At 68.3% G+C, this 16,905-nt stretch carries 14 protein-coding genes and 1 tRNA gene; 3 read left to right on the plus strand and 12 right to left on the minus strand.

Annotated elements, in window-relative coordinates:
- The first annotated feature begins 156 nt into the window (after positions 1 to 156).
- Together ON04_RS02800 and ON04_RS02805 are read left to right on the plus strand one after the other, a co-directional pair.
- Positions 157 to 603 carry a Fur family transcriptional regulator gene (locus ON04_RS02800; RefSeq protein WP_010540058.1) on the plus strand — a complete coding sequence of 149 codons (447 nt, stop codon included), beginning with the start codon at positions 157 to 159 and terminating at the stop codon, positions 601 to 603.
- A 48-nt stretch (positions 604 to 651) separates the two neighbouring features.
- A complete protein-coding gene (locus ON04_RS02805; protein ID WP_010540059.1) occupies positions 652 to 2,178 on the plus strand; it encodes a catalase in 1,527 nt (508 codons plus the stop codon).
- A 113-nt stretch (positions 2,179 to 2,291) separates the two neighbouring features.
- Here the strand turns inward: ON04_RS02805 and ON04_RS02810 are convergent, their stop codons facing one another.
- Genes ON04_RS02810 through mbhE form a run of 9 tightly spaced genes read right to left on the minus strand, consistent with a single transcriptional unit; the run spans position 2,292 to position 11,887 of the window.
- A complete protein-coding gene (locus ON04_RS02810; RefSeq protein ID WP_010540060.1) occupies positions 2,292 to 3,353 on the minus strand; it encodes a phosphotransferase family protein in 1,062 nt (353 codons plus the stop codon).
- Positions 3,350 to 4,570 (minus strand): TIGR03857 family LLM class F420-dependent oxidoreductase, encoded by a 1,221-nt coding sequence (locus ON04_RS02815; protein WP_010540061.1) that lies wholly within the window; start codon positions 4,568 to 4,570, stop codon positions 3,350 to 3,352. The genes ON04_RS02810 and ON04_RS02815 overlap by 4 nt, the downstream gene beginning before the upstream one ends.
- A gap of 37 nt (positions 4,571 to 4,607) precedes the next feature.
- Positions 4,608 to 6,041, minus strand: coding sequence for a magnesium transporter (gene mgtE / locus ON04_RS02820; protein ID WP_010540062.1), 1,434 nt, complete (start codon positions 6,039 to 6,041; stop codon positions 4,608 to 4,610).
- A 1-nt stretch (position 6,042) separates the two neighbouring features.
- A complete protein-coding gene (locus ON04_RS02825; protein ID WP_010540063.1) occupies positions 6,043 to 6,381 on the minus strand; it encodes a cation:proton antiporter in 339 nt (112 codons plus the stop codon).
- Between the two features lie 17 nt (positions 6,382 to 6,398).
- Positions 6,399 to 6,671, minus strand: a complete 273-nt coding sequence (locus ON04_RS02830) for a monovalent cation/H+ antiporter complex subunit F (RefSeq protein WP_010540064.1) — start codon at positions 6,669 to 6,671, stop codon at positions 6,399 to 6,401.
- The gene (locus tag ON04_RS02835) at positions 6,668 to 7,000 is read right to left on the minus strand and encodes a Na+/H+ antiporter subunit E (protein WP_010540065.1); all 333 of its coding nucleotides are present in this window, start codon (positions 6,998 to 7,000) and stop codon (positions 6,668 to 6,670) included. Before ON04_RS02835 ends, ON04_RS02830 begins: the two co-directional genes overlap by 4 nt.
- Positions 6,997 to 8,553 (minus strand): proton-conducting transporter transmembrane domain-containing protein, encoded by a 1,557-nt coding sequence (locus ON04_RS02840; RefSeq protein WP_010540066.1) that lies wholly within the window; start codon positions 8,551 to 8,553, stop codon positions 6,997 to 6,999. The genes ON04_RS02835 and ON04_RS02840 overlap by 4 nt, the downstream gene beginning before the upstream one ends.
- Complete coding sequence (locus tag ON04_RS02845) at positions 8,550 to 8,882, minus strand: sodium:proton antiporter (RefSeq protein WP_010540067.1); 333 nt, start codon at positions 8,880 to 8,882, stop codon at positions 8,550 to 8,552. Before ON04_RS02845 ends, ON04_RS02840 begins: the two co-directional genes overlap by 4 nt.
- On the minus strand, positions 8,879 to 11,887 hold the full coding sequence (gene mbhE / locus ON04_RS02850; protein WP_010540068.1) for a hydrogen gas-evolving membrane-bound hydrogenase subunit E: 3,009 nt from the start codon (positions 11,885 to 11,887) through the stop codon (positions 8,879 to 8,881). Before mbhE ends, ON04_RS02845 begins: the two co-directional genes overlap by 4 nt.
- A gap of 188 nt (positions 11,888 to 12,075) precedes the next feature.
- Between mbhE and ON04_RS02855 the strand changes: the two genes are divergently transcribed.
- Positions 12,076 to 13,533: a hypothetical protein gene (locus ON04_RS02855; RefSeq protein ID WP_010540069.1), complete on the plus strand. Its 1,458-nt coding sequence runs from the start codon at positions 12,076 to 12,078 to the stop codon at positions 13,531 to 13,533.
- Between the two features lie 39 nt (positions 13,534 to 13,572).
- Here the strand turns inward: ON04_RS02855 and ON04_RS02860 are convergent, their stop codons facing one another.
- The 3 genes from ON04_RS02860 to ON04_RS02870 form a co-directional block, all read right to left on the minus strand.
- Positions 13,573 to 15,642, minus strand: coding sequence for an acyl-CoA dehydrogenase family protein (locus ON04_RS02860; protein WP_010540070.1), 2,070 nt, complete (start codon positions 15,640 to 15,642; stop codon positions 13,573 to 13,575).
- Positions 15,643 to 15,760: 118 nt separating this feature from the next.
- Positions 15,761 to 15,834, minus strand: a tRNA-Pro gene (locus ON04_RS02865).
- Between the two features lie 51 nt (positions 15,835 to 15,885).
- Positions 15,886 to 16,869, minus strand: coding sequence for a metallophosphoesterase (locus ON04_RS02870; RefSeq protein WP_010540071.1), 984 nt, complete (start codon positions 16,867 to 16,869; stop codon positions 15,886 to 15,888).
- Between the last annotated feature and the right edge of the window lie 36 nt (positions 16,870 to 16,905).

A 16,905-nucleotide genomic window follows, 5' to 3' on the forward strand; every position in this document is an offset into this window, starting at 1 on the left:
TTGTTGATCTCGACCCACCCTAGTCGGCGACGGCAGGGCCGGAAGGAAGCGCGGCCCAGTGGGATATCCGCGGGTCGCGGAGGTCGTGTGCGCGGCCCTAGAGCAGAATTGATCGTTTTCTGGACCTCTTCCAGAAAGGTGGGCTATGGTGGTGTCATGACGACAGAGACAAAGAACCCGGGAGCGCTGCTCCGGGAAGTCGGGTTGCGGGTCACCTCTCCGCGGCTTGCGGTCCTTGCCGTCGTCGATGCTCGTCCCCACATCGCGGCGGAGGACGTCGCGACGAGGGTGCGCGAGCGGCTCGGTGCGGTCTCCACACAGACCGTCTACGACGCGCTGCGCGTCTGCACCGATGTCGGACTCATGCGCCGCATCGAACCCGCCGGGTCGCCGGCCCGGTACGAACGACGCACCGGGGACAATCACCACCACCTCGTTTGCCGCCAATGCGGTCTGATCGAGGATGTCGACTGCGCGGTCGGGCACGCACCCTGCCTCGCCACGGACCGTGACCACGGCTTCCAGATAGATGAAGCAGAGGTCAACTATTGGGGCATATGTCCCGAATGTCGGGCGAGCGAGGCCCTACTCGTCGCAGACTGAGACACAGACCACACCGCAACTCCACCCAACCTCAGAGGAGCCACTGACGTGACTACGCATCCCGCCGATCGCGGCGTACGAGATATTGCCCCCAAGGCGCCCACCACCACCGATAGCGGTGTGCCGGTTCCCCACGACGAGTTCAGCGCCCAGGTCGGCCGCCAGGGCCCGCAGCCGCTGCACGACTTCTACCTGATCGAGAAGCTCGCGCACTTCAACCGGGAGAATGTTCCCGAGCGCATCCCCCACGCCAAGGGATCCGGCGCGTTCGGCGAGTTCGAGACCACCGAGGACATCTCGGACATCACCTGCGCCGGCCTGTTCCAGAAGGGCGTCAAGACCCCGATGCTGGCACGGTTCTCCACCGTCGCCGGCGAGAAGGGCTCGCCGGACACCTGGCGAGACCCGCGTGGCTTCGCTCTGAAGTTCTACACCGAAGAGGGCAACTACGACCTCGTCGGCAACAACACGCCGATCTTCTTCATCCGGGACGCCATCAAGTTCCCGGACTTCATCCACTCGCAGCGTCGGAAAAACGCGTCCGGCCTGCGCAGCCACGCCATGCAGTGGGACTTCTGGACCCTCAGCCCCGAGACCACCCACCAGGTCACCTGGCTCATGGGCGACCGCGGGATCCCCAAGACCTGGCGTCACATGGACGGCTTCGGCTCGCACACCTACCAGATGATCAATGCCGAGGGCGTCCGCCACTGGGTCAAGTTCCACTTCAAGACCAACCAGGGCATCGATTTCCTCACCCAGGACGAGGCCGACAGGCTGGCCGGTGAGAACGCCGACTACCACCGTCAGGACCTGTTCGAGTCCATCAAGAACGGGGAGTTCCCCTCCTGGGACCTTCACATCCAGGTGATGCCGGTCGACGAGGCCGAGAACTACCGGTTCAACCCGTTCGACCTCACCAAGACCTGGTCGCAGAAGGACTACCCGCTGCGCAAGGTCGGTACCATGACGCTGAACCGGAACCCGCAGAACCATCACGCGCAGATCGAGCAGGCCGCGTTCGCGCCCACCAACATCGTGCGCGGAATCGGCTTCTCACCTGACAAGATGCTGCTCGGCCGCGTCTTTGCGTACCCGGACATCCAGCGCTACCGCATCGGGCCCAACTACCAGCAGCTGCCGGTCAACATGCCGGTATCGCCGGTCAACTCCTACTCCAAGGAGGGCCACATGCAGTACGAGTTCAACCATCCGGCGGTGGCCGAGTACCACCCCAACTCGATCGACGGCCCCACTGCAGACCCGGCCAAGGCCTACGACTTCGGAGAATGGGACACCAAGGGCTCGGAGATCTACCGCGGTGACGTCGACCCGCACCAAGAGGACACCGACCAGGTGCAGGCCACCATCCTCTACCGCGAGGTCATGGACGATGCCGCTCGGGAGCGCCTGCAGAACAATGTCGCAGGCCACGTGAGCGCGATCGACCCGTCCGAGACGGAACTGCTCGACCGCGTGTACGCCTACTGGTCCGCAGTCGACCCGGATCTCGGCGCAGCCGTGAAGTCCAAGGTCGAGGCATCCGAGCGAGGCAACACCCGCCTCCAGGACTGACGCCGGCCCCAGCCCGGAATCCGCTACTCGTCCGCGCGATCCGCTACCCGAATCCGGGCAGCGGATGCCTGGTTCGGGTAGCGGATTCCGTGCGTTTGAGGCCGGTGTGGCGATCAGCCGGCCCGGACCACAGCCAGTCCGTCATGGTCGGCGATGGCCCGGCAGGCCCGCCGCATCAGCAACGCGAACATCTCGTCACCACGGGCAGTGCGGGTGCCGTACATCCAGCCGAAGATCCCTACTACCGGGGTCTGGAGTAGTCCGTAGACGTAGTCGTTCCAACAGGCCTCAAGTGTGTAGTCGGTGACACCGTGCTCCAGCAGGGCCCGGTGGTAGTCGGCCACGATGTCGCGCTCCGCGGCCCGCCGGTCGTCCACGGTAAGGCTCGACTCAAGGAAGCCGCCCAAGTCGCGGCCGGGTAGTCCCACCGTGAGCGTCTGCCAATCACATGCCAGTGACGGAAGCTTCCCGGCCGGGTCGACCAGCATGTTGTCGGCCCGGTAGTCCGAGTGCAGCAGAGCGAATCGCTCAGACCGACCGTTGGCCCACTTCGCGATCATGGGGGCGATCTCGGACAGGATGCCTCGCTCTTCGTCGTCGAGCTGGTCCCCGAGTTCGGAGAGGAAGGCGTCCAACGCCGGCCCACCCATTTCCTGCAGCGTGAGGTTGTCCTCGACCGTAGCCACCGAGAGGCCGTCGATCTGTAGGAGTGCGGGATCGCTCCAACGCGGCCCGTGGAGGCCGGCGAGGTTCACGGCGCAGTCGCGGGCCTGATCCACCGTGAGCCCGGCCAGTTGATCGCCCTGGACCAGCGGTGTCACGTCGTCGAGGATGAGCGTGAACTCGCCCTCCCGCTCACCGAGTGCGGCGAACCGGGCCCGTGGGACCCGAACCGCGACCGTCGGCGCGAGGTCGCGGTAGAACACCACCTCACTGCGGTACACACCGTGCAGCAGCGGGCGCATGCCCTCATCCGGGTTCGGTAGCTTGACGAACAGCGTTGCCGGCAGATTGTCGGCCTCCACGTGCGCGATCACGCAGCACCCGATCTGGCCTGTGCCCACAAGGTCGGTACGCACCGAGCGGACCTCGGTTCCGAGGACCTCCGATAGCCACGACGCCGTCACCGCGTCCGGTGTGCTGACCACGCTGGGGTTCGATGCAACACTGCTCATGATGAGTTGTCCTTCCGGGGACGTGCGAGTGACGGGCGTGGGTGTATCCGGCCTGGGTTGGCTTCGAGGTGGGCGAAGCGTTCGGGGTCTCGGCGTGCGCTCCACTCGGCGAGCACCGGGGCGAGCTCGTCGGGAGTCGCGCCGTGCAGGACCACCGAGTCGGCGCCCAGGGCGAGCTGACCCTCGATGCGGTCGGCGCAGTGGGCGGCACTACCGACAGCGGCCGTAGCGAGCCACTCGTCTGGCAGGACATCGTGGGCGTGGCGCAGCAGGTCGAGATCATCGGTGGCGTCGAGTGCACCTGAAAAAGAGGACAGGCGTTCGTCCGCCCGGAACGCCTCGAGTCCCGCCGGATCCCAGCCATTGACACGGACCAATACGTCGCCGTACCCGGTCAGGTATGTGGCCAGCCGCCCGACGAGTTTGCGCAACCGGGCCGTCTCGTCGAGGGAGTCTTCGATGGTGGCCATGACCGACCAGACCCGCACGCCGGCGGGATCGCGACCGGCCTCTTCGGCGGACTCCCGGACCAGGCGCACGCAGCGCTCGACCGCGGAATCCGACATGAACGTATGCAGCACGACGCCGTCGGCGATCCGTCCGGCCAGCCGCAGTTGATTGTCACCCATCGCCATGAGCAACACCGGGATGTCCTCGTCGAACGACGCATCCTGCACGAGGTACGGGTAGCTGCCGGCGGGGCCGTCGTGGCCGACCACCGACCCACCTGACCAGAGCGTGCGGTAGATGCCGATGGCGTCCTCGAGCTGCGCCGAGGTCACGTGCGGCAGGCCCATGATGTCGAACAGAATGGGAATGCCCCGGCCCAGCCCGAAGGCGTACCTCCCGCCGGACATGCGGTGCAGGGTGGTGGCCATGGTCGCGCTGACCAGCGGATGCCGGGTGTTGTGATTGGTCGCGGCCGTGCCCACCCCGATCCGGCTGGTCGCGGCCACCGCCGCGCCCGCCATCACGGCGGCGTCCTTGAGCGCGAACCGCTCGGAGAGCAGGATCGAGCCGAGCCCCAGCTCCTCCGCCCGGGCGGCCTCGGCGATGAGGTCGGCGGGGGAGGCGCTGTGCCCGGCGAGGCCGTAGCAGGCGAGCTCTGGCATAAGCGCTTCGGCAGGAGGGGCGGGAGGAAGAACGACGGCGGCGGCGTGGGCCATGGGCACCTTCGGCAGGCGGAACTCCGGCGGGCCGGACTTGACACTCGTCACGCTAGCCGTTGGCTATGCCTGCGGCCGGATGATTCGCCTACAAGCCCAGGACCGCCCGCGCGATGAGGAAGTAGACCACCAGCCCGGTGGCGTCGACGAAGGTCGAGATGAACGGGTTGGAGAACACTGCAGGGTCAGCGCGCAATGTCTTGGCGAGCATCGGCATGATTCCACCGACCGATGCCGCGATCGTGCACAACGACAGCAGGGTCAGGCCGATCACCAGTCCGAAATCCGGGCCGTAAACGAGGCCCGCCACACAGAACGCGACGATACCGAGGATGAGTCCCAGGGTGAACCCGGTGCGAACTTCCTGCCAGAGCACGCGGAAGGTGTCCCTGGGGCTGACATCGCCCAGCGCCAGCGCGCGCGTGACGGTGGTCGCGGCCTGATTCCCGGTATTTCCACCCGTGCCGATGATCAGCGGCACGAACAGTGACAGCGCCACCACCTGCTCGAGCGTTGACTCGAAGACCTCCAGCACCTGCACCGTGAGCGCGGCACCCACCGCGAGTACGAGCAACCAGAGCACGCGCGAACGAACGAGGGACCGCAGGGGAGTCGAGAGGTAGGGCCGACGCAGGGGTTCGACACCGCCCTGTCGGGCGGTGTCCTCGGACTCGGCGTCCTCAAGAATGCGCAGCGCGTCGTCAAAGGTGAGGATCCCGACCAGTCGGTCTTCGTTGTCGACGATCGGCAGCACGATGAACCGCTCACCCGAACATCGACGGGCCGCCTTCTCGGCAGACTCCCGTGCGCGGGCGCTCACGGCGTTGTTCATCAGATCGCGGATCGGGGTCTCGGGATCTGCCTTCATCACCGCGCGCAATCCCACGATCCCCACCAGGGTGCGCTGCTCGTCGGTCACCGGCAGTGCATAGATCGTCTCGACATCGTCGATTCGGCGCGAGACCCGTTCGAGCGTCTCGGCCGCGGTGGTGTCGGGGTGGGTGGAGACGAACTGCGGCGTCATGCGACGCCCCACGGAACCGATGGGGTAGTCGAGGACGACGGCGGTGAGCGCCTGCTCCTCTGGGGAGAGCTCCCGCATCAACCGGGTCGCCACATCGGCGGGGAGTTCGTCGATGAGACCTGCGCGGTCGTCGGGATCGAGGTCCGAGAAGATCTGCCTGACGCGGTCGTCCTGCAGATCGTGGATCAGTTCGGACTGCAGCGGAGGGTCGAGCGACTGGAAGGCGGAATGAGCGCTGCCCTTGGGAAGCAGGCGGAACAGGACGGCCCGGTCCTTCGCGCCACTGCGTTCGAGGACGTCGACGACAAGCCACGATGGCATGGCGGACACCAGTTCCGCGGCTTCACGGAGCTCGCCGGCGCCGATGAGCGTATCGAGTTGGCGAGCGGCCATGCTCGGATCGCGCAGCGCGACGGCGGTCATCTCCGCGTCGAGCGGATCGGTGGACGGGTTTCCCCAGTCATCGTCGTCGTGGGGCGTGTCTTCGGAACCGCGCATGTCAGTACTCCTCCGCGATGTCGTCGTACGCCGTCAAGGGGTCGAGCTTGCCGTCAGCTCGGTAGGCCGCCCGAGCGAGGGTGATGGAAGCGACAGTGGTCACCACCACCGTCGCTCCGAGGGCTACCAGCGCCTTGGCGAGATCCACCCAGCCGAAGCCGGATTTCAGTTCGTGAACGTACGCCGACAGGATGAAAAGCATCATCCCGAGGCCGGTCGCCACCGACAAGATATTGATGCGGGTGAGCGCATCGCCGGCCCTGGACATGGTCACCGCGGCCACCAGGAAGCATAGCGACCCGAACAACGCCAGTACGCCGATCAGCAGATCCGTGAGCATCGACCCCTCCACCTACCTCACCGCCGCCCTCGCGAGAGCAGCCTCGCCAGTGCGACCGTTGAGAGCACACCGATGAGCGAGCCGAGCATCACCACGTCCAGAGCCACCGTGGATCCCCGACGGATCACGAAGAGCACGAACAGTGACACGGCGCAGAAGTAGCTCAGATCGGCCATGACGGCACGGTTGGCATCTCCCGGCCCGCGTACCGCGCGGACCGCAGCGACGACCATGCTCGCCATGACGATGGCAGTGGACAGGAGCAGAAGCCCCGTCAGCAGCGGGCTCATGCCCCATCACCCCGCAGAACGGAGAGAATGCGGTCCTCGGTCTGTCCCAGCAATTCGATCATCTCCTCCCGGGGCCCGCCGAGCACCACGTGCACCCACAACTCGTCGTCGCCGATGACGGTCACCAGTGTGCCGGGAGTCACCGTGATCGCCCATGCCAGGGCCGTGACCTCGATATCGGTACGGCACCGCATGGGATAGCGCACCAGGACCGGTGTCCCGATCGGTCCGGGCGTCAGCGCCTCCCCGGCCAGTGCCAACGAGGAGAGCACGACGTTCCACAGCAGCCAGCCCAGGACGAGAGGGGCGCGGAGCACGCGACGGATCACGGTTGCCCACCGATCGTCGAGGCGGTCATCGCGCCCGGTCCGTCGAGCACAGCCGAGACGTAGGCGTCGGTGTCGACGAGGCCGGCCACCGCCCGGTCCACCTCAGGTGCGACCGCACCGTATCCCAGGAACAGCGCCACCGAGACGACGGCGAGTGCGCCACCGGGCACGAGCAGACGGGCCGGCACGCGAGGCGCCCGGCCGGACTCGTTGTCCTCCTGCGACGGCTCTCCGCTCCCGCCGGACTCACCAACCGGGAGGGCCGGCCCACCCCACATCGTGCCGCGCCACAGGCGGAGCATCGCCACGAGCCCGATGAGCGAGGAGATCAGGATGACGACGACGGTGACGATCCCCCACGCGCCGCCCGTCCCCAGGGCTGCGCTGACGACCTCGACCTTGCCGATCAGTCCCGAGGTGGGGGGCAGGCCGACCAGCGCCGCGATCGCGAGCACCAGCAGTACGCCCAGGGGACGTTCTCGATACCACAGCCCGGACAGCCCGCCGAGCTGGCCGCTGCGGTAGACGTGCTCGGCAGCACCGAACAGCAGCACGAGAGCGCCGATGGTCACCATGTGGTGGATCATGTAGACGATCGCCCCGCCGGGGGCCTGCGCGACGGCCAGTGCTGCCAGGATGACCCCGACGCCCGAGACCATCTGCCAGGCGAGGATCTCGCGCGCACCGATGGGGGCGGCCGAGGCGACGGCGCCCCACAGCGTGGTCACCAGCGCCACCACCAGAAGTACGCGTCCCCACGCGGGATCGAGGTCGAACGCGGTGGCCCAGATGCGGATGACCGCGTACAGCGCGACCTTGGTGTGCAGTGCGGAGAACAGTGCCATGACGCCAGCGGAGGTTCCGGGGTAGGCCCGGGGGAGCCACCCGTGGACGGGGACGGCGCCGGCCTTGATGCACAGGGCCATCAGGACCACCCCCAACGCGGCGGCGACCCGGCCGTCCTCCGTCGCCGCCCCCGCCAGCACGGCGAGGTTCACGCTCCCGGCGGTGGCGTACACAAACCCGACGCCCGCGAGCAGCAGTGTCGAGGTGAGCAGGTTGATCACGACGAACAACCGGCCCGCCCCCAGCCGGCGCCACGTGCCCGTCATGGCGATGAGCGCGTAGGAGGGCAGCAGCATGACCTCGACAAAGACGAAGAGGTTGAACAGGTCACCGGTGAGCAGAGCGCCGTTGGCCCCTCCGAGCAGGAGCAGTGCGAGGGGCGCGAAGTAGCGGCTGCGACCGAATTCGCCGGTCTGAGAACAGAACACGAGCGAGAGCATGGCCACCACCCCGGTGGTGACGAGCATGAGTGCGGTGAAGGAATCGGAGACGAACGGGATGGCCACGCCGGGGACGAACCCGCCCACAGAAGTGGCGATCACCGGCTCCGAGCGATGCGCCGCGAGCAGCGCGAGGCCGGCCACCGCGGTGGCCGCCGGGATCGACAGCGTCACGAGTCGGCCGGCGATGCGGGACGGCAGGATCGCCGTCACGGCGGCCGCCATCACCGGGATGGCTGCCAGCAGGGGCAGGAGTTGGGCGGTCACGACGCGTGTTCCTCACCTGTGGGCGGGACGTTGTGGGTGTCGTCGTCCCGGCTCACGACGGCGAGGGCGAGCATGAACACTGTCACCGCGAGCGTGATGACGATCGCGGTGAGGACGAACGCCTGGGGCAGAGGGTCCGCGGACACCTCGGGCCCGTTGACGTTGGCCAGGGGCTCGGCCCGCCACGCCGAGACACCCGCGCTGAGCAGCACGAGGTTGACCGCATGGCTGATCAGGGACAGGCCGAACACCACGCGGACCATACCCCTCTGCATCATCAGGTAGACGCCGCCGGCGGTGATGACTCCGATCATGATCGCCACGGTCATCGGACGACCTGCCCGCCTGCGTCGCGACCTGCTCGGCGACCACCGCCCGTGCGGTGCGCCGTGTCCGGCGCATCCGGACCTGGGACGACCTCGGCGGGGGCGCGGCCCGCCCCGAGGGTGTTGAACGCCGTCATGACCAGCCCGAGTACGGCGGCGAACACGCCGAGGTCAAAGATGAGCGCGCTCGAGATGTGCTGGCCGGCCACGAGCCAGTGGGCGGGCTCGAGGAACTGTCCGATCGCGTAGCCGCCGACCCCGGTCAGCCCCGTGAGCAGCAGTCCCGCGCCGATGAGCGCGACCGGGGTGGAGGGCCGGCTCACTGGACGGTCCGACTCACGAGCCAGGTAAATCAGGGCGAACGCGCACGACGCCACGAGGGCAGCGATGAAGCCGCCTCCGGGCTCGTTGTGGCCGCGCCACAGCAGGATGAGTGAGATCAGGGCCAGGACCGGGGTCACCCCTCGCGCGAGTAGTTGGAGCGGCACGGTGTTGCGTGCGGCGTCCTCGAGTGCCTCCGCTGCCGTTCCGGTGCTCTGCTCGGTTCCGGGGAGGGATTCCTGATCAGGCGCAGACTCCCCGGCGTCGGCGGGGGTCCGAACCGAGCCCAGGACGGCGAGGATCGCGATGCCTGCCACGCCGAGCACGGCGACCTCCCCGAGTGTGTCGAGTGCTCGGAACTCCACGAGGATTGTGTTGACCACGTTGTTTCCGCCGGTGATCTCCGGACCGTTCTCCAGCAGGTACATCCCGATTGGGGACCGTTCGCGACGCCCGGTGAAAACCAGCACGCTGACCGTGGCCACGACGCCGGTGAGCGCGGCCAGCACGATGGCCGCGATGTTCCTCCGGCGTGAGGCCGGGATGAAGTCGCGGGGAAGTCGCCGCAGGACGAGCACGAACATGATGATCGTGAGCGCCTCGACCAACAGCTGGGTAAGACCGACGTCGGGCGCGCCGAGACCGAAGATCTGGATGGTCACCGCGATTCCGACCGCGGATAGCAACACGGCGGCGGACAGTCGCGAGTGTGCGATGCACAGCCCGACTACTGCCACGGCCACCACGATGAGCAGGATGATGTCGATCGCGCTGTCGAGCCCGGCGACACGCGGGGGGATCGCGGCGCCGCTCGCCAGAGCCCATCCACCGATCCCGACGGTGTAGACGATCAGGGCCGCGAGCAGTGCGCCGGCATGGCGGGCAGGGGAGTCCGACTCGGTCGGACGGATCAGCGCGCGGCCGGCCCTGGTGGTGGCCGACATCAGGCCCTCCAGGGCGGAGGCGCCGGTGAACGGCAGCAGTTCGCGGTCCAGGGCGCGGTCGATCAGGCCGCGGCGCCACACCAGGAGGACCCCGACGATCAGGATCAGGGCGGTGAGCCCCAGCTCGAGGGTGACCCCGTGCCACAGCGCGAAGTCGGCCTCGTAGGACAGGTCCGACTCCGTGGATCCGGGTGGGAGGGCGCGGTACTGCGCGAAGCCGCTTTGCACCGGTTCCCACCCGAATGGCCCGGCTGCCGCCTTCGCGACCGCCGACATTGGCGCGTCGAACACCCCGACCACCAGTGCGAGTGGCAGTCCGATCGCGGCGGGCAGGGCGGCGGGTAGCCAGAGGCGCAGCGGGCCCTCGTGGACGTCGCCTGCGCCGACAGCCGGCCGGGCCGGGTCGCGGTAGGCGCCGAGGAAGCCGCCCAGGACGATGCGAGCGCAGTAGAGGAATGTCAGAATCGCGCCGATCACCGCAGCCGCGAGCAGGGCCGTGACCGCCACCGGGCCTCCGACCACGTCACCGAACGCGGTGAGCATGGACTCCTTGGAGACGAAACCCAGGGTGGGCGGCACGGCGGCCATGGCGGCTGCGCCGAGCACGGTGGCGCCGAACGCCCACGGCATGCGGCGCCACAGCGGGCCGAGCTCACGGATGTCTCGCGTCCCCGCCCCGTGGTCCACCACGCCGACCAGCATGAAGAGCCCGGACTTGAACAGGGCATGGGCGACGGTGTGTAGAGCAGCCGCGGCGAGGGCGGCCTGCGTCCCGACGCCGATCGCGGTGATGATCCACCCGAGCTGGCTGACGGTCGAGTAGGCCATGAGCTGCTTGAGGTCGGTCTTCTGCAGTGCGAACACAGCCGCCATCACCGCGGTACCCATTCCCACCGACACGAGCACCGCGTTCCACACCGGTACGTCGTGGAACGCAGGAGAGAACCGCATCAACAGGAAGATGCCGGCCTTGACCACCGCTGCAGCGTGGAGGTAGGCGCTCACCGGTGTGGATGCGGCCATCGCGTCGGGCAGCCAGAAGTGGAACGGAAACTGCGCGGATTTGGTGAACGCCGCGATCGCCACGGCCACCGCCACCGCGGCGGTGAAACCGGGATCGGTGGCCCAGACGTCGTGGGTGAGGGCCGCCGAGATGGACGTGGTGTCCGTGCGCAACCAGATGGCCACGAGCGCGCCCAGCAGGACCAGGCCGCCGACGATCGTCACCGTGAGGGTGCGTAGCGCGGCCGCGTACGCGGGGCGGCCCGAATTGGCGATCAACGCGAACGACGCCAGCGACGTGAGCTCCCAACACACGTACAGCAGCAGCATCGAGTCTGTGAGCACAAGCCCCAGCATTGAGACCGTGAACACGGTCATGAGCTGGAAGAAGCCGTAGTGCTGAGGTCGTAACCCTGCGCTGGGTCCGCCCTCGCCGCCCTCGAGATACGACGACGAGTAGATCAACACGATCGCGCCGATCACCAGCGCGAGCATCGCGAACAGCAGACCCGTGGGGTCCGCGAACAGATCCAGGGTCCAGCCGCGGGCGGGCACCCAGGGAATCGAAATGACCCTGCTGAAGCCAACTCCGGCGTTGTGGATCTCAGGCAGGAGGAGCGCCGCGCCGAGGAGATACAGCGCCGCGAGCGGCCACCCCGCACCCCGCCCGAGCCACCGCGAAAGCGGCCAGGCCAGCAACGTGGCCAGACCTGCAGAGGCGATCGCGAGGACGGGGCTCATGGCTCCTTCCTGCGACGGGGCCTGCGCTGGAACCCGTGATGAGGCGTGCGGTGCGGTGAGGTGTCATTCCCGCTCGGGGGAGGGGTCATGTCGATTGGGGGCGAGTTTATCAACCGGCTCCGACACCGATGTTGTGGCGTGCCGGGTGACCTGCGGGTATGGCCCGGGCCAGCGGTTACCCTCCGAATATGAGCCCCTCTGCGACCCCCTCGGAGAACTCGAAGGCGGAGACGGACACCGAAACGGATGTCCTACCGGTCAGCGATCCCGACCCCGAATCCGTCCCCAGGGACGGCGCCGACGTCCGCGCCGACGCACCCCGTCCGGGTATCGCGCGACGGATCCTGGGCCTGATCCTCATCGTCCTGCCACTGGCGCTGGCTGCCCTGTGGGCAGTGGTGGGGCCGGCACCCCACCAGGAGCAGGCCGCGGACGGCGCGGGCGGCCCGGTGCGTTCGGCGCTCTCCGACGCCGCGGCCAACTCCTCCTTCACCGTGGCGGGCGCCGAGCGCCTACGAACCGGGTCCGCTGAACTCGCCGACGGCGCCGTGGAATTACGTGACGGCTCCACCGAATTGGCCACCGGTATGGAACAGCTCCAGGCCGGGATGGGAGAGGCCGGGTCGGGAGCCACCGAGCTCTCCGACGGAGTCAGCCGGGTCGTGGGCGCCGTGCGTGGCGTGGCAGTGATCCAGGGGCAGGTCTCCACCGCGATCGAGGACGCCCTCAGTCGACTCCAGGGCGACGCCCCCGAAACCGTCCGCGCACGCGAGGCGCTCACCGGCCTCCGCGACCAACTCGCGGCGCAGGGCATGGACCAGGACACCCTCGGAGGCCTGGACCGGCTCGAGGACGGCGCCACCGAACTCGCCCGCCAGCTCTCCGCCCCCGGCGCCCCGATGCGCGACGGGGTCTACGAGGCGACCCGCGGCGCCCGCGACCTCGCGGGCGGCGCGGGTGAACTCGCCGACGGCGCGATCACCCTGCGTGACGGCGCCGCCAGCGTCTCCGACTCCGCGATCCGGACGCAGGACTCCGTCAGCAGCACCGGGCGCGCCCTCGCCGCCGAGCAGGGCGACGCCGGGATGGAGGCCGCCGCCGCTGCTGACGACTCGCAGCGCCGCACCTCCGCAGGGATCATGGCCGTGGCCGCAGCCGCGGTACTGGGCGCACTGCTGGTGCAGCTCGTCCGCCGGCCTGGCTCCTCGATCGCCGAGCCGGTACTCGCACTGGCCGTGCTCACCGCGGGTCTCTCCGCGTGGGCGCTGGCCACCGCCGACGCGCCCTCGACCCTCGAGTCGGTCGCTGTGGTGGCGTTGGTGGCCCTCGTCGTCGTCGCCTCCTCCACGCTGTGGCGCGCCCTCGTCGCGGTTCTCGGGGCCTGGCCCGGCCGGATCATCGCTGTGATCCTCGCGGGGGCCTCGGCCGGCGTCGCGTGGTGGGTGTGGGTCTCCGGCGGTGCGCCGTCCGCGGTGGTCACCGCAACCTCGGCGACGACGACGGGGCAGGCCACCGCAGCGCTCGATGCCGTCCTATTGGCGGGCTCCGGCACGGTCGCGTGGACAGCGGCCGCCGTGTTGGTGGCCGTGACCGTGTGTTCCGCGGTGGCCGTGAGACTGGCCGGCGGGGCGAGCCGACGCGCCTGACGCGCGCGCTCGCCCCGGGCCGGTCCCGGTGCCGACGGGTCAGGCGTCGATGGATTCCTCCGACGCGACCGTGTCCACGCCACCATCGGTGAGCATGGGCACGTCAAACACGAATTCCGGGATCGCGAACGCGTCCACCAGGGTGCGCGCCCGGCCAGCGAGCTTGGTGCACAGCCGGTTGCGGGCCGCGCTGGCAGCCTTGGTGCGCTCGGTCGTCAAGCGGTTGTGCTCGAGGAACCAACCCCTGTCGCTGTCCACGATGTCCAGGACGTAGAGGTCGCACAGCATCCCCATGACCTCCTTGGCCTCCGGGTCCTCGCAGGCGTCCACGGCCTCGGCGAACCGGGCGAACACCCAGCTGTCCATGTGCGCGCGACCGGCCTGCAGCAGGTGATCCTGCGCCGAGTTGAACACCTTGAACGCGGCCGAACCATCCTGGCCCTGAGCCTTACGCAGGCGGCGGGCCACCGTCTCCAGAAGGTGCTCCTCGCGATCGACGAGCACCTCCAACTGGTGGCCGCGGTCGAGCAGATCGGTGTGCTCGCGGTCGGTCACGGCGTCGACGAGCTTCTGCCACAGCGTGGACGCCCGAGTCTTCTCCTGCACCACGTCGACCGCGGTACTGAGCGCGAACGCCACGGTCTCCCGCTGGTCCATGTCGCCGAACTCCGCCGCGTACGCGCCCATTAGCTCCTTGCCGACGAGCTGCGTGAGCACCACATTGTCGCCCTCGAACGTCGAGAAGACATCGCAGTCCTTACGCATCTCGGTGATGCGGTTCTCCGCCATGTAGCCAGCACCACCACACGCCAACCGGGCTTCGGTGATGGTGTCGTTGGCGAACGCGGTGACGGTGGCCTTGATGCCCGCCGCGTGGGTCTCCATCTCGCGGCGACGGACCTCGTCGAACGCCTCCGGGTTCTTCTCGAACTCATCCAACTCGGCGATGATCGCGTTCTGCGCACACGCATACGCGTAGGCGCGGGCCACCCGCGGTAGGAGTCGACGCTGGTGCTCGCGGTACTCCAGTAGCGGGATACCCCTTCCGGTCTCCGGATGGTCGAACTGGCGACGTACCAACGAGTAGCGAACAGCCATCGCCAACGCGGTACGTGCGGCCGCGCCCGAGGCCGCACCAACCGACACGCGTCCCCGGATCAGCGTGCCGAGCATCGTGAAGAAGCGCGCGCCGACCGAATCAATGGGCGAAGAGTACTTTCCGTTCTCATCCACCGCGCCGAACCGGTCGAGCAGCGCATCGCGGGGCACCCGGACCTCGTCGAAGCGGATCCGGCCGTTATCGACGCCGAGCAAGCCGCCCTTATGTCCGTGGTCGGTGGTGGTGACCCCGGGCATGTCCGCGCCCGCCTCGTCACGGATGGGCACCAGCAGGCAGTGCACACCGTGCCGGAGCTCCTCGCCGTCCTCGTGCGTGATCAGCTGCGCGAACACCGCGGCCATACGGCCGTCGCGGGCCGCGTTGCCGATGTAGGCCTTCTCCGCGCTGGGGGTGGGGGTATTGATCACGAACTCGCCGGACCCGGTGTCGTACGTGGCCGTGGTCTCCAGATTCTGCACATCCGACCCCTGACCCATCTCGGTCATGGCGAAGCAGCCCAGCAGGTCCAGTGACATGACATCCGGCAGATACTTCTTGCGGGTCTCGGAGTTGCCGAGATTGGCGATCGCGCCACCGAACAGTCCCCACTGGACACCGGCCTTCACCATCACCGACAGGTCCAGGTGGCCGAGCATCTCGAATGAGGTCAGCGCGCCGCCGGTGTCGCCTGTGCCCCCGTCCTCCGCGCGGAAGCTGAGCTTGGCCATGTTCGAATCGGCAAGTTTCCGGAGCTCCGACAGGACGTGCGCGCGGTGCTCCTCCATGCTCAGACCGATCGGGTTGAGCATGTCCGGGGTCATGGCCGCGCGGGTCGTCTCGCGGGCCTCCGCCCACGTGCCGTCGAGGACTTTCTGCATGGCCTCAGCGAGCGCGGCGTCGCCCTTGCCGGTGGTGGTGATGCGGCCGTAATTCGGATGCACGGTACGGGCGGTCTCGCTGGTGGGAGTCCCCGAGGGGGCGGTGATCTGGGCGTCGGTCTCAGTGGTCATGACCCGACCTTACGGACGCCCGTCTCTGCTGTGCACCGGAAAACCCGGGAGAGGTGACGGAAGCCATGCATTACAGCAGAAGTCCCGGGTCACATCAGTGACCCGGGACCTCTTATTGTCGGGGTGGCGGGATTCGAACCCACGACCTCTTCGTCCCGAACGAAGCACGCTACCAAGCTGCGCCACACCCCGGTGACAACGATGGATACTCTAGCGCCCCGTCCGCGGATTCGCGAAACCGGGTCAGGCGGGCAGGGGGACCTTCTCCTGCAGCGGCATCGCAGGGACCTCTCCCGGATCGTCGCCACCACCGGGTGCGGCCACCAGTTCGAGCAGAGTGGCCTCGGGCGGGCAGAACGTCCTGAACGGCACATACGGCGACGTTCCGAGCCCCGCCGAGACATGCAGGATCAGATTCCGGCCCCACGCGGACAGTCCGCTGACGCGCGAACGGTCGATCCCGCAGTTGGTGACGATCGCTCCGGTGGGAAGACAGAGCTGGCCGCCGTGGGTGTGCCCCGCCACTGCCAGGTCATACCCGTCGGCGTCGAAGCGGTCCAGCACCCGCGGTTCCGGTGCGTGCGCGAGGCCGATCCTCAGGTCGAATCCGGGCCCGGCCGGGCCCGCGATCTCCGAGTAGCGGTCCCGACCGATATGCGGGTCGTCGACACCGGCTACCAGGACCCGGCGGCCGTCCACCGCGATCTCCGCCCGGCGATGGGTGGCGTCGATCCAGCCACGTTCGGAGAACGCGGCCTTGAGATCGCGCCATGGCAATGGGATCGCAGAGTGCTTCTGGCGACCGATCCCGATATACGGCAGCGGGTTCTTGGGCACGGGCGCGTAGTAGTCGTTGGATCCGAAGACGAACGCTCCCGGCAAGCCGAGGAGCGGGCCCAGCGCCTGCACCACTGACGGGACCGCGCGATCGCTGGACAAATTGTCGCCGGTGTTCAGCACGAGATCCGGCTCCAGATCGGCGAGAGAGGAGACGAACTCCTGCTTACGTCTCTGGCCCGGCATCATGTGCAGATCCGAGATGTGCAGGATCTTCAGCGATCTGGACCCGGGTGCCAGCAGTGGCAGGGTGTGCCGCCGCAGTGTGAACGCGTTCCGCTCCCACCCTGTGGCGTACACCGTCCCGGCCACGGCCGCCCCGGCTAGGACGGCCGCCGCGCGAGCGGGGGAGGGGATCGGGTTACGGCTCTTTCGTGAGGGGCGCTGCATCAGCCCAGACTACCGACGCCGCCGTTCCCGTCCCGG

The organism is Dietzia alimentaria 72 (genome assembly GCF_000226215.1).
In the GTDB taxonomy this organism is placed as follows: domain Bacteria; phylum Actinomycetota; class Actinomycetes; order Mycobacteriales; family Mycobacteriaceae; genus Dietzia; species Dietzia alimentaria.